Origin of the sequence: Methylophilus sp. QUAN (genome assembly GCF_015354445.1) — a bacterium.
Classification (GTDB): Bacteria; Pseudomonadota; Gammaproteobacteria; order Burkholderiales; family Methylophilaceae; genus Methylophilus.
This window is the reverse complement of sequence record NZ_JADKYT010000001.1, coordinates 1,126,870-1,140,233: the sequence shown is the minus strand read 5'-3', so window position 1 is coordinate 1,140,233 and position 13,364 is coordinate 1,126,870. Positions and strand designations below refer to the sequence as shown.

General features: G+C 49.4%; 15 protein-coding genes, 1 tRNA gene and 1 riboswitch. Of the genes, 5 read left to right on the top strand and 11 right to left on the bottom strand.

Features of this window, described 5'->3' with window-relative positions; genetic code table 11:
* Positions 1-52: 52 nt before the first annotated feature.
* Entirely contained in the window at positions 53-595 is a 543-nt protein-coding gene (locus INP79_RS05640) for a PEP-CTERM sorting domain-containing protein (RefSeq protein WP_194753270.1), read from the bottom strand.
* 197 nt (positions 596-792) lie between these two features.
* Here INP79_RS05640 and INP79_RS05635 point away from each other — a divergent pair, with 197 nt between their 5' ends.
* The gene (locus INP79_RS05635) at positions 793-1,704 is read left to right on the top strand and encodes a hypothetical protein (RefSeq protein WP_194753269.1); all 912 of its coding nucleotides are present in this window, start codon (positions 793-795) and stop codon (positions 1,702-1,704) included.
* Here INP79_RS05635 and pnuC read toward each other — a convergent pair.
* From pnuC to INP79_RS05600, 7 genes are all read right to left on the bottom strand, one after another.
* Entirely contained in the window at positions 1,667-2,278 is a 612-nt protein-coding gene (gene pnuC / locus INP79_RS05630) for a nicotinamide riboside transporter PnuC (protein WP_194753268.1), read from the bottom strand. The genes INP79_RS05635 and pnuC overlap by 38 nt on opposite strands.
* A gap of 51 nt (positions 2,279-2,329) precedes the next feature.
* Complete coding sequence (locus INP79_RS05625) at positions 2,330-2,590, bottom strand: YkoF family thiamine/hydroxymethylpyrimidine-binding protein (protein ID WP_194753267.1); 261 nt, start codon at positions 2,588-2,590, stop codon at positions 2,330-2,332.
* 45 nt (positions 2,591-2,635) lie between these two features.
* Positions 2,636-4,738 carry a TonB-dependent receptor gene (locus tag INP79_RS05620; protein ID WP_194753266.1) on the bottom strand — a complete coding sequence of 701 codons (2,103 nt, stop codon included), beginning with the start codon at positions 4,736-4,738 and terminating at the stop codon, positions 2,636-2,638.
* Positions 4,739-4,835: 97 nt separating this feature from the next.
* Positions 4,836-4,939, bottom strand: a riboswitch (TPP riboswitch).
* Positions 4,940-5,126: 187 nt separating this feature from the next.
* Positions 5,127-5,402 carry a cupin domain-containing protein gene (locus tag INP79_RS05615; RefSeq protein WP_019881932.1) on the bottom strand — a complete coding sequence of 92 codons (276 nt, stop codon included), beginning with the start codon at positions 5,400-5,402 and terminating at the stop codon, positions 5,127-5,129.
* A gap of 70 nt (positions 5,403-5,472) precedes the next feature.
* Positions 5,473-5,562: transfer RNA gene (locus INP79_RS05610), tRNA-Ser, on the bottom strand.
* A gap of 25 nt (positions 5,563-5,587) precedes the next feature.
* Positions 5,588-6,121 (bottom strand): peptide deformylase, encoded by a 534-nt coding sequence (gene def, locus INP79_RS05605; RefSeq protein WP_194753265.1) that lies wholly within the window; start codon positions 6,119-6,121, stop codon positions 5,588-5,590.
* Between the two features lie 32 nt (positions 6,122-6,153).
* Positions 6,154-6,909: an S-methyl-5'-thioinosine phosphorylase gene (locus tag INP79_RS05600; protein WP_194753264.1), complete on the bottom strand. Its 756-nt coding sequence runs from the start codon at positions 6,907-6,909 to the stop codon at positions 6,154-6,156.
* Positions 6,910-6,977: 68 nt separating this feature from the next.
* Between INP79_RS05600 and hpnC the strand changes: the two genes are divergently transcribed.
* From hpnC to hpnE, 3 genes are read left to right on the top strand one after another with little or no spacing between them, the layout of a single operon-like run.
* Positions 6,978-7,859 (top strand): squalene synthase HpnC, encoded by an 882-nt coding sequence (gene hpnC / locus INP79_RS05595; RefSeq protein ID WP_194753263.1) that lies wholly within the window; start codon positions 6,978-6,980, stop codon positions 7,857-7,859.
* Entirely contained in the window at positions 7,856-8,698 is an 843-nt protein-coding gene (gene hpnD / locus INP79_RS05590) for a presqualene diphosphate synthase HpnD (RefSeq protein WP_194753262.1), read from the top strand. The genes hpnC and hpnD overlap by 4 nt, the downstream gene beginning before the upstream one ends.
* A complete protein-coding gene (hpnE, locus tag INP79_RS05585) occupies positions 8,695-10,014 on the top strand; it encodes a hydroxysqualene dehydroxylase HpnE (protein ID WP_194753261.1) in 1,320 nt (439 codons plus the stop codon). Before hpnD ends, hpnE begins: the two co-directional genes overlap by 4 nt.
* Here hpnE and INP79_RS05580 read toward each other — a convergent pair.
* Positions 10,003-10,287: a hypothetical protein gene (locus INP79_RS05580; protein ID WP_194753260.1), complete on the bottom strand. Its 285-nt coding sequence runs from the start codon at positions 10,285-10,287 to the stop codon at positions 10,003-10,005. The two genes, hpnE and INP79_RS05580, sit on opposite strands and share 12 nt — an antisense overlap.
* Before the next feature lie 261 nt (positions 10,288-10,548).
* Between INP79_RS05580 and INP79_RS05575 the strand changes: the two genes are divergently transcribed.
* Entirely contained in the window at positions 10,549-10,839 is a 291-nt protein-coding gene (locus INP79_RS05575) for a hypothetical protein (RefSeq protein WP_194753259.1), read from the top strand.
* Positions 10,840-10,949: 110 nt separating this feature from the next.
* On the opposite strand, the gene radA is transcribed toward INP79_RS05575, so the two are convergent.
* Together radA and alr are read right to left on the bottom strand one after the other, a co-directional pair.
* The gene (radA, locus tag INP79_RS05570) at positions 10,950-12,305 is read right to left on the bottom strand and encodes a DNA repair protein RadA (protein WP_194753258.1); all 1,356 of its coding nucleotides are present in this window, start codon (positions 12,303-12,305) and stop codon (positions 10,950-10,952) included.
* Positions 12,298-13,362, bottom strand: a complete 1,065-nt coding sequence (gene alr, locus INP79_RS05565; protein ID WP_194753257.1) for an alanine racemase — start codon at positions 13,360-13,362, stop codon at positions 12,298-12,300. Before alr ends, radA begins: the two co-directional genes overlap by 8 nt.
* Positions 13,363-13,364 lie beyond the last annotated feature (2 nt).

Below are 13,364 nucleotides of genomic sequence, written 5' to 3'. Positions count from 1 at the left end.
AAGCCCCGATCTTGCGACAGGGGCTCAATTCATCATGCACAAGGGCTTGAGATTAGCTGACGCGGCGACGCAACACACTCATCAGACCAAGGCCGGCCAGCATAAATGCCAAGCTGTCTGGTTCAGGCACGACTCCCGTTGTCACGTTCAAGATTACCTGGCTGCCACTCGCAAAGCTGACATTCTGCCAATCAATGGCAATCTGGTTGCCAGTGAATGTCAAGCCGATACCCGCATCGTTAAACGACAAAGCATCAAATGACACCCCGGTAATGGTCGGTGCACCGGCAAAAGTAAGCAAATTACCATTGGTGATAAACAAGCCATTTTCATTCAATGAGGTCGAAGAAGGTGACCAAGTCACCTCTGACAAGAAGCTGTAAATCACTTGCGTATCGGTCACGGACAGCGTGTAATAATTCAAAAACTGGTTTTGCGCAGTCCCATCTGCAACAAACGTAGCTGGGCTGCCACTGCCATCATAAGTACCGCCATACGCGTAATACTGGGTTGTCACGGTGCTGCCAAGTAAACCTGCATGTGCGCTGGTAGACATCAACATGCAAAGCGCAGCCAATATAGATAGCCATCTCATATCATCTCCCCTATTTATCATCATAAAAATATCACACCAAAGTGTAACATTAAGTTTACAACACATTAATTATAGAGGGAATAGCACACAAAATAAAAACCGTTACCCTTAACCAAGGCGTGTCTCATGATCGAAACACAGCGACAGAATGAGCAGATGATTTAAACAGCTTGATGACTTAAAATGTCAGCCTAACTATGTTTACATATCCCCTCCTCACCACAGCCGAACAAGCTAGTTTGCCCAAGCTGATTGCTCAACCAAACGCTATCCCAAACAAGTTTGAGGATAGTACGCATCAGCTCTTTTATTGCCAAACGGCAGATGGGGAGATGGTGCTGAAAGTCTGCAACCAGGCAACCATTGCAAAGTCTCACTTTTGGTTAGGCGCAAACCATTTATTTGCCGCTGATTTTCCAAACAGTTTGGGCACTATCCATTTGACGCATCATTTTTTGCAGAAGAACGGTACGCTGACCGTGCCTGATTTTGTCGCAGCCAGTGCCAATCGCTTTGTGCTCAGCCGGTTTTTAGCTGGCAACGATGTAGGAACGGAGATAGCCAACCAATGGGTGATACAGTTAGCTGAACATATCTCACGCTTGCACCAATCGACTTACCACAGTTGGGGCAAGCTGCAAGCGCCACAACTTGCTGCACATGAATGGACCAGCCGTTTACACAACACGCTTATCTTCTTGACTAAGCAACACGATACCTTGATTACTGAGCCGCTACTGGCTGAGGTGTTAGCACAGGCACTCCATTGCCATGAAACCGAATTTGTCCCGATGATGCTGGATTTACGCTGGGATCAATTCCGTGATAGCCAAATAAATGACTCAGGCGACCATGACTTGGCGCTGCTGGATCTTGATGCATTTGTGATTGCGCCACGTGCGCTGGACCTGGTGTTGCTCGAATATGTATTAACGCCTGCGCAACTGGCTTTATTTAAACAGCACTATACGCACACCTGGCCGGAACATACTGAAAATACGCCCTGCTACCAGCTGCTGTTGTTTTTAATGAATGTGCTGGGTGAAACAGATTTGGCAACGTGGATGCTGTTTAAGCCGCTTGTTGCCGGTAAAGTTTCACCCAACTAATAAAGCCTGCAATCGCCAGAATCGTATTCAACACAAATAAAACGGCTGTGGCGTAATAACCTGTTTGCACATACAACAGCGTGGCAGCGCCATCAACCACCGCCCAATATAGCCAGTTTTCCAATACCTTCCTGGCGATCAGCCAGGTGTTCATGACAGAAAAAACCGTCGTATAAGCATCTAACATCGGGCTTTGTGATTGCCCGGTCTGTTGCAAATAATTACTGACCAAAGCGCTCACAACTAACCCGCCCACAATAAAACAAAAGTGCTTTTTAAAGGGCCAACGGCTAATCAACAAGGTGTCTGTTTGCTTACCATGTTTCTGCCATAGCCAAAAACCATAAATCGCCATGCCCATATAATAAAAATTAAGCAGCGCCTGCATGGGCAGTTGTCCTTCCCAAAACAGCACGGTGTAAACCAGCGTGCTGAAGAAGGCAAACAGCCAGCACAATTGCGACTCTTTTGCTGCCAGCAAAATATAGGCAACCCCCATCAAAGCTGCGGCAATTTCCCAGCCGGACATTTGATGAAATGCGGTCAGGATACTCTGATAGTAATCTTGGTTCATGGCTACAAAACAGCAAAAACGTTAATAAGCATGCATAAAATACATAAAGCGTTATACATCAACCACATCCGCCCTGTCCGTGCCGATAAACTTCATCACAAATACGCTATGTGGTAACGCGTTAAACACGGCCTCCATTTCAGCATCGAGACAATCCATCACCTCGCGATATTCCCCAAACACCTGGGTCGCCAGGCTATTGCGCTTGACCACCAGATGTGGATTGGCTTCGAGCTTATTGATGAACTCAAGAATGGGCTCTACATAGCCTTCGGTTAAGGGATACAAACTAATATCGACTGAAATACGCAAGACAACTCCTTAATTAAAAAGAGGACGCTAACGCCCTCAATCAGTTTAATAATCGTAACTCACAGTAACACCTGCAACGCGAGGCTCTGCATACTGCACATATTTTTCTTGCGTATAGCCATTTGCTGGATTGTTACCAAAGAAAAAACCGCGGGTTGCATAGTCTTTATCGAGCAGGTTCCTTGCCCATATATTCATCTTCCAATGTTTATTATATTTATATACCGCACTGGCATTGACTAAAGCGTAGCCATTAGATTTTGCATTGTGACTATCTGAAAAATAAAAACTATCTTTTCCTTCTACGTTAGTTCGTATTGTCCAAGCGCTAGAGGGGTAAAACTCTGTGCCTAGGCTAAAAGTATAGCTTGGCGCGTGACCAACTTGTCTACCGTCATAATTTACAGTCTGACCAGTCACATTGTTTACAAATCTACGCTTATCAAAAGTTGCATCTAATAAACCGAGTGATGCAAGTAAACGCATTTGATCAGTGATAAACCAATCGGCCGCAAACTCTGCGCCTTTGTGTGTCGCACTTGTGGCATTGTCTACATAATCCACAAACTGTCCAACGCCAAACTCAAATGAGTTTTTTACCTGAGCATTTCGTCTATCTGTGTAAAAAACTGATAGCGTAGTATTTAGTCGGTTATCAAGCCAATTAGATTTAACGCCTGCTTCAAGCGTAACATTGTATTCGGCATCAAAAATTCGTTGGTTTAAGGTCAATCTACCATCGTTATTCACCCCGCCTGACTTATAACCTCTCGATAAAGACGTATAAAGCAATTGGTCCTTATTGAGTTGATAATTCAACCCCAATTTACCACCGAATAGCATTTCGTTTTTATTCAGGCGCAAAGCGTTTGTGTCGTCATATTTTGCCTTAAAGTACTCAACGCGACCACCTGTGATCAAGGTTAAGCTATCTGTTAAACGTGTATCAAGCTGGCCATAGATAGCGCTATTCTGAGTGTCATAATCCCCTTTTCTTCTTGTTGCGCCAAAAATACCAAAATCTGAGTCCTGTTTAAAAGCTTCGTCTTGATCTATAAAAAACAACCCTATGGTCCAGTCAGTCGAATCATTAAAAATACGGCCAGCTTTATCAGAAAGTGCACGAAAATCAAATGAATAGTTTTCACGTTTACGGTCAAAACGTTCAAAACCAATATAGGGGGATAAAGCTGGGGCAAACTGTCCATTAAAACCCCAATCCGCATCATAGCTATAGACAATATCGCTTTTTAAATAAGTGACTTCACTTTGCACAACCACTGCATCAGAAGCTTGCCAATTGGTTTTGATTGCGAAAGCATTGGTCAGCTGTTTATCTTTACCAGGGTGATCTGACAAGCTGTTTCGGCTATTGTCGAATGTAAATGCGTCATAGCCATTATTAATATCCAAATGAACATAACTTAAATCAACTGTTAAATCGTCAGTGGCGAGTAGCTTTAACTTGCCACGGAAAGTAAGTTCATCCTGATTTTGCGTATTGTCACGATTTAAAAAATCGTTATTCATGTAACCATCAGATTTATGTGTGTATATCGAAGCGCGACCTAATAATTTATCTTCAACAAGCGTACCACCAACAGCTGCGCCAAAATTGCGGGTATTGTATTCAGCAATGCCAGTTTCTGCATGCATCTCAAAGGCTTTGGTCGGCTCTTTGCTTCGCATGTTAATCGTGCCCGCTAAACCATTAGTCCCAAATTTAGTCCCTTGCGGACCACGTAAGATTTCAATTGCGTCAATATCAAAAAGGGTTGCCGCCCCGCCTGTCCTGCTAAAGTCGATGCCATCAATCACCAAGCCTACGGATGGATTTAACGGTGCACTAAATTGACTACGTTGACCCATGCCACGTATCTGAAAAAACTGTCCACGTGAGGCGCCACTGGCAAGGTTAACGTTCGGCGCCAGATTCAAGACTTCCTCCAAATGCTGCGCGCCGCGTGACTCTATAGTTTCTTTATCAATTTCGGTCAGGCTGACGGCCGTTTTTTGTGCGCTGCTGGGGCGAAAATCTGCACTGACAACGACTTCGGAGAGCTCATGGGTCTCCTCCTCTTCTGCGGCTAACACAGGGGTACTGAGTAATAGCCCAATTAAGGATAGCGGTTTTGCGATTGGTTTCATGGTAATCCTTTCTATAAGAAACATAAAAAGGACAGGGTGAGAGTGACAATGACGTGAGTAGGTGTGTTGATGAAACAACAAACCAAAAACATTTGCGTTGTAGAGGCTCTGCCTGTCCCTACGCCAGCATTATCTGGGTCAGGTTCATTGGGTTTCTCACTTGCGCGAGATCTCAGGCGGTAGCCACCCCAAGGCGTTTTGATTTTTCAATCAGGATGAGATTGTATTTTAATATCAACAACTTGGCTAGAGAGCGATGTTGAATGACGTTTGAATTTAAAGCACAATTTGCAAAGTTTAATGATTCCAGCTTTAAATCTCAGTGTTCTAAAAACAAAAAACCCTGCATTGCAGGGTTTTTTATTGAATACTGGCTACAACAAATCAATTAGAAATGTTTGTAGTGTTTTTTCAATTGTTTAACCACTTCCCACTGGGATTTCAGGCCTTTTGGAAACTCAACATAGTCACCAGCCTTGATCGTTACAGTGTCGCCACCTTGTGGAGTCACTTTGAATTCGCCTTCTAACACGTAGGCTTTTTCAGTTGCTGTGAAATCCAAAGGGAATTTTGAAGGTGCGCAATCCCATGTGTTCCAGCTTTTTACGCCCAGTTCTTTCAACTTCTCTTCTGATGGGTTATGGTCGATGATGATTTGAGTCATGACGATTCCTTAAATTGTGTAATTAAAACCTGCAAATAGAAATGCCGCAAAAACTGCGGCATGACGTGTTTGGCGGAAGAGGTGAGATTCGAACTCACGGAGGGCGTGAACCCTCGACAGTTTTCAAGACTGTAGCATTAAACCGCTCTGCCACTCTTCCGGAAAGACGGCATTATAACAAACAATCAGTCATCTGGAAGTGTTATTCCAGGAAAAAGTACATCATTAAAGCCAAATTTTGTCAGATCACGGATGCGCATGGGGTAAAGTATGCCAAATAAGTGATCGCATTCATGCTGAACCACGCGCGCGTGAAAGCCGCTCACGGTGCGATCAATGACCTGCCCTTGCGGATCAAACCCACGGTAATGCAGTTGCTGATAGCGTGGGACCAGACCGCGCATGCCGGGCACAGACAAGCAGCCCTCCCAGCCATCCTCTTCGGCCTGGTCAACCGGGGTTAATTCAGGGTTAATTAAAATCGTAAATGGCACTTCTTCAGCATCGGGGTAACGCGGATTGGCACCCACACCAAACATCACCACCTGCAAACTGACGCCAATTTGCGGTGCCGCAATGCCTGCACCATTCATGTGCGTCATGGTATCGTGCATATCCTGGATCAGCGCATGCAAGGCTGGCGTATCAAATGCAGTCACTTTATCTGCCACGCGATTCAGCAGTGGCTCGCCCATTCTAAGTACAGGTTTTACCGCCATTGGCGTTACTCCTCCGGGATGCCTGGGTGGACTTAGGCCACCGAACAATCGTTAGCGGACAAATATTGTGCAATCACGGTGCGCACTTTATCCATGGTTTGCTGCAACAAAGGCATGACTTGCTCAAACTGGATAGATTGACGGCTATCGCCACGCCCAGCCGCAAAATTGGCCACCGGGCAGATGGCTGCATAAGCCACGCCTAGTTCACGGGCCAATGCCGCCTCCGGCATCCCCGTCATACCAACTACTGTTGCCCCATCGCGCTCATAACGGTCGATTTCTGCTGCAGTTTCCAGCCGAGGGCCCTGCACACAAGCGTAGACTCCGCCATCAACCAGGCGGTAGCCCACATCACTAGCGGCCTTAATGCAACGATCACGCATGGCCTGTGAATACGGCAAGGTAAAGTCGATATGGCGCACCGGAAGCTCAATGCCATCATGGTAGGTATTGCTGCGGCCATAGGTGTAATCCAGAATCTGGTTGGGCAGCACAATATCGCCGGGAATCAAGTGATCGCCGATCCCACCGACGGTAGCCACGGCCAGCAAATCACAGACCCCGACAGAATGTAGCGCCCAGATATTCGCCCGGTAATTCACGGCATGCGGAGGAATCGTATGGCCGCCGCCATGACGTGCCAAAAACACTACTTCTTTGCCATTAATCTCACCAAATACCAATGGCTGGGAAGGCTCCCCGTAAGGCGTACGCACAATCAGGCGTTTAGAAATATTCAAATTCGCCAGCTCAGTGAGTCCGGTGCCGCCAATAATTCCTAACATAAGTTCTCTTTATGACTCGTTAATATGCAAGGCATAAGCGTATCACGGATTTATGGCATACTTAAGCCATGCAAGCCTTTTCCAAGCCAGTCCAGCCGCCATCCGGGGCACAACCCAGTTTGTCGCTGGCACAGACCCATTACGAAAACTTCCCGGTTGCCTCTCTGCTGTTACCCGCGCATTTACGCCATGCCGTCACCGTCATTTACCAGTTTGCACGCGAGGCAGACGATATTGCCGACGAAGGTCACGCCAGCGAGGCCGAGCGCTTGCAGGCATTGCAAGTCTATGAAGACGAGTTACAGCTGATCCAGGCCTATATCCAGCCATCGCTGCCATTGTTTATGGCCTTGCAGCAAGTGGTCAGGGCACACAAACTGGATGTGCAGCTATTATTGGACCTGATTGATGCCTTTAAACAGGACGTGGTTAAAACCCGCCATGCCAATATTGACGAGGTGCTGGACTACTGCCGCCGCTCGGCCAACCCGGTCGGCCGCCTCATGCTACAACTCTATGGTAGCGACACGCCGCAACACCGTTTGTGGTCCGACCAGATATGCAGTGCCTTGCAACTGATTAATTTTTACCAGGACATTGCCATAGACCTGCAAAAACACGGTCAAACCGGACGGGTTTATCTGTGCCAGGACGAAATGCAAGCTGCGGGCATCAGTGAGCAGGATTTGCGTCAACAACGCCTGGATGCCACCTGGGAAGTATTCTTTTTACACAACGTGATGCGTGCAGAAGACTTGCTACTGGCCGGGAAACCACTGGGACGCGCCCTGCCTGGCCGTATCGGTTTTGAATTGCGCATGATGATTGCAGGTGGCGAACGTATCCTACATAAATTAAAATCCTGCCGTGGCGATATTTACCACCATCGCCCGACCTTGAAAGCCTATGACTGGCTGCTGATTTTGCTGAAAGCCCTGTTTAAACAATGACACCGCAACAATATTGCCAACAAAAAACCCGTGAAAGTGGCTCCAGCTTCACGCTGAGTTTTATGTTTCTGCCTAAAGACAAACGCGATGCCATGACCGCGCTGTATGCGTTTTGCCGCGAAGTGGATGATGTGGTGGACGAGTGCACGGACTACCAGATCGCCCAGACCAAGCTGGCCTGGTGGAAGCAGGAAATTCACAGATTATTTCATGAGACTCCGCAACACCCTGTGACACAGGCCTTGCACCCGGTGGTCAAGACCTTTGGCTTGCAAGAAGCGCATTTCGTTGAAATCATCGACGGCATGCAAATGGACACACAATACAACCGCTATGCCGACTTTGAGCAACTGGCTTTGTATTGCTACCGCGTTGCCAGCGTGGTGGGACTGCTGTCGGCACAGATTTTTGGTTACAAAGACCAGGCAACGCTGGAATATGCACATGACCTGGGCATGGCGTTTCAGCTCACCAATATCATTCGCGATGTTGGCGAAGACGCACGCCGCGGCCGCATTTATATTCCGCTCGATGAGCTGGAGCGTGCCGGGGTGACTGAGGAACAGTTACTGCACAGCCAAGCTTCGCCGCAGACACAAGCCTTGTTGCTGAAGCAAATCGAACGTGCTGAAATGTTTTATGACAAAGCGCTGAGCCAGCTCCCCAAGGCAGACACCAAACCACAATTGCCAGGCTTAATGATGGCGGCCATCTATCGCGCACTGCTGCAAGAAATCAAACCCGAGCCTAACCTGGTGCTGACACATAAAATTGCATTACCCCCTTTCAGAAAGCTCAAACTGGCGCTGGGCGCCTGGTTTAAATATCGCCAGTCATGAACGCAACTGCGTCTGTAGGTAAGAAAGTAGCGGTCATCGGTGCCGGACTGGCGGGCATATCTGCCGCACTCAGGCTACTGCAACATGGTCACCAGGTGTGCCTGTTTGAAGCTGCTCCGCAAGCAGGTGGCCGTGCGCGCGGCGTCCCACATCACACAACCCTATTAGATAATGGGCAACACCTGTGTATAGGTGCCTATCGTGCCACGCTCACATTGTTACAAGAAGCGCAGCTAGAGTCAGGGCAAGTGTTTATGCGCCTGCCACTGACCTTGCATATGCATCATGGTACACAGCGTATGTCATTGGTCACGCCCGCCTGGCTGCCTGCGCCGCTGCATTTGTTATGGGGCTTACTCACTGCACAAGGGTTAGATTGGCATAGTAAATGGCGCGCGATCTGCTGGATGCAGCAGCTTAAACAACAGGCATTTACACTGGCGCAAGACATCCCTGTTGCTGAACTACTCAGACAAGGTCAGCAAACGCCATTCGCCATTCGCACATTGTGGGAGCCGCTGTGCCTGGCGGCGCTCAATACACCAATCATCTTTGCCAGCGCACAAATCTTTCTGAATGTGCTACGCGATAGCTTTCAACACCGCCGCCAGGACAGTGATTTTCTGGTGGTGAAAACAGACTTATCCAGTGCCTTGATACAGCCGTTATTACAGCGTATTCAAGAATCTGGGGGTGAGGTCAGGTTGCGCTGCCCGGTGACAGCGATCAAAACCACAGATGCCGGTTGTGAACTATCTACCACGACAGATGTAGCCATATTTGACAATGTCATTATTGCCGCAGGCCCGCATCAACTTAAAACCATGACCGGTGTGGCCATCCCGGCATTCGACTATCAACCAATCACCACGGTTTACCTGCAATACAGTACGGAGACGCGCTTACCACACGCCATCATGGGCTTATGTCACGGCCTGGCACAATGGGTATTTGACCGCGGACAATGTTGCGACCAGGCTGGCCTACTTGCCGTGGTCATCAGCGCGCATCCGCCGCTGATCGCTGATAAAACCGCCCTGGTGGCGCAATGTATCGCCGAAATCAATCTGGCTTTATCCACCTACCATTGCTCGTTGCCAGCACAACCACTGTGGTCGCAAATCATCACCGAAAAGCGCGCCACCTTCAGTTGCACACCATCGCTTCAACGACCTACCACGCACACCGCCGACCCGCATATTTTCCTGGCGGGGGACTATGTCGCCGGGCCCTACCCCGCGACCATTGAGGGTGCGGTCAGCAGCGGCTTTGCCGCTGCGCAGGCCATCATAGACAGCGCAGACTTAACCCGCTGAGTCTTTACACACAACCGCCAGGTGATTGTTGGCTGGCCGGTAAATACCATCGCCGCTATCAGGGAAAGTCTCTTTAAAAGACAACTGCTTGTCTACTTCATATCCTTGTGAACACAGTTCACCAGCTTTGGACTGGCACTGCTCCCATGTCGTATTAAACTCGCTGCACGTCAATGTATAGCCCATCTTGCCTTGTTGCGTCGTATATTGATGCGGCGTCACGCTGGCACAAGCCGACATCATCAGCGGTAAAAGAAAAATGATTTTTTTCATTATTGTTGCTCCTGATGTATTTTTTATTGAATGTCATCTTATTGTCACACCCATGTGATAAGTAACACCCATTTTGGGCAAGTGCTTGTTGCGAATAGTTGCATGAAGTTTTTGTGACTAAATGCCATCGTCGTGGCCGACGCCCCCCCCTTCTGTATCGAAGTCGCTACAAATTGCTACAAAAGCCAACCGGTTTGTAACTGACAATGCCGCAGCGGTTTTTTATACTGCATCCATCGTCAATCGCAGAAAGGCAAGCCCATGAAATACGCAACTGTGATGACCACGGGACTGTTGGTGAACATCTCTATCTTTGCATCAGACATGTCGTCCACGGAGCCCTATGCCAACCTGATGCAAAATAAACAACGCATCATTAAACAACTGAGCAAGCAAGCAGAATGCGTGAGACTCGCCAACGACGAACAGCAACTCAAAGCTTGCCAAGACCCGCTGACACACATGGAGATCAATAAGATTAACCAGGAAAAAACGGCCAGAAATGACCAGAAACTGAAGACTGACAACCCGAAACAAACCGAGTTTTTTTAATACGCTGCCTAAACACAGGCGCACAACCGCTTCCCTGTGGCTGTCCTCCCTCTTCTGGGCAGCCTCACTCTCTGGCAACGATTGCACTCCCAGCAGTCGTTGCCATTTTTTTATGCGCGCAGCACGTCTATGGCTTGTTCCAACCGATCCACGGCATCAATATGCAACCCGGCTACACCGCCCTTAGGCGCATTGGCTTTGGGGATAATCGCATGTGTGAAGCCCAGTTTGGCCGCTTCTTTCAAGCGCTCCTGGCCGCGCTGTACTGGCCGCACTTCTCCAGCCAAACCAACCTCACCAAATACAATCAGCTTATTGGCCAGTGGTTTGTTTTTCAATGACGACACAATAGCAAGCAACACGGCCAAATCAACCGCAGGCTCACTGATTTTGACGCCGCCGACAGCGTTGATAAACACATCCTGATCAAAGCAGGCCACGCCTGCATGGCGGTGCAACACTGCCAGCAACATGGCCAGCCGGTTTTGCTCCAGACCGACACACAAGCGCTTGGGATTAGGGGCATGTGCGGTATCCACCAGCGCCTGAATTTCAACCAGCAAAGGCCGCGTGCCCTCCTGGGTGACGGTGATGCAGGAACCAGGCACCGGCGACTCGTGATGCGATAAAAACAAGGCCGAAGGGTTGCTGACTTCACGCAAGCCTTTTTCAGTCATGGCAAACACGCCCAACTCGTTGACCGCACCGAAACGGTTTTTAAAGGCTCGGATCAAGCGGAAACTCGAATTCTGGTCGCCTTCGAAATAGAGCACGCTATCGACAATATGTTCCAGCACGCGCGGCCCGGCCAGCGAACCTTCTTTGGTGACATGGCCAACCAGGATCATGCTGATGCCTAACTGCTTGGCTATGCGTGTCAGTTGTGCGCTGCATTCACGGACCTGCGCCACAGACCCTGGTGCAGACTGTAAAGCTTCGGAGTACACGGTTTGAATCGAATCGATCACCACCACATCTGGTTTATGCTGTTGCAGCACCTGGCTGATCTTTTCCAGGTTGATCTCGGCCAGCACATCTACCTGGCTGGCATCCAGCCCCAGGCGTTGTGCACGCATGGCAATCTGCTGCGCAGACTCTTCACCACTGATATAAAAAGATTTCAGGCTCTGCGAGACCTTGCATACGGTTTGCAGCAAGAGCGTCGATTTACCGATTCCAGGGTCACCGCCAATCAGCACCACACCACCAGCTACCAAACCGCCGCCCAATACACGGTCAAATTCGGCAATACCGGTTGCCTGCCGCGACACATCCTGCGCCTCGACATCGGCCAGTTTCTGCAATTGTGCCGTCGGTGCCAGGCTAGCAAAGCGGCTTTGCGTCGCCGTTTCGGGCACTGTTTCTACCAGTGTATTCCAGGCATTGCAGCTCGGGCACTGCCCTTGCCATTTAGGCTCAGACGCACCGCACTCAGTGCAGGTATATTGTGTTTTTGCTTTAGCCATGAATTTTAAAAGGCACCCTGGCCGTGACGGCACATAACAATTCGTAGCCTATGGTACCAGCAGCCAGCGCCACCGCGTCCACCGGCACCTGTTCACCCCACAGCTCCACTGTACTGCCAATAGCGGCTTGTGGAATATCGGTAATATCGGCGGCCAGCATATCCATGGAGACCCGCCCTAATGTGCGGGTTAAATGGCCAGCGACAGCAATGGGCGTGCCCGTAGGTGCATGCCGTGGATAACCGTCCGCATAACCGCAAGCCACAATCCCCACGCGTGTGGGTTTGTCTGCGGTAAACAGGCTGCCATAACCGACACTCTCACCCGCGGCAATTTCCTGTACCGCAATCAAGCCTGACTGCAATGTCATCACCGGTTTTAGCCCCAAACTGCTGGCTGATTTTTCAGCCACAGGCGTCGCGCCATATAGCATGATACCAGGGCGCACCCAGTCGGCATGCGTGTGTGACTGCTGCACAATCGCCGCGGAATTGGCCAGCGAGCGTGCATAGGAGGCTGGCATCACTTGCGCCACCACCTGCATGGCAGCAACCGTGCCATCGGCCACATCGGCGTTAGCGAAGTGCGTCATCAGGATCAGTTCACGCACATTCGCTGAACTAGCCAATTGCTGCAATGCCTGGTGATAGTCATGCGGCTGAAAGCCCAAACGGTGCATACCGCTATCCAGCTTCAGGTAAACCCGCAGCGGAATATTGGGGACACTTTCCAGCACCCATGCCAACTGGGCTTGATGAGAGACCACCGTATCCAGATGATAGCGACCCACCAGTGTCATCTCTTCCGCCGAGAATACGCCTTCCAGCAACAGAATCGGGTGCTGGTAACCTGCGTCGCGCAGCACAATCGCCTCACTGATATTAAGCACGGCAAAGGCATCGGTTTCTTTTAATCCGCGCGCTGCATTGAGCAGGCCGTGGCCATAGGCATTGGCCTTGACGACGGAAATCACTTTGGATTGCGGCGCATAGCGCCTGACTTGCGCCAGGTTGTGTGCCAGCGCAACTTCTGAAATATGAGCAACAATAGGACGCATTG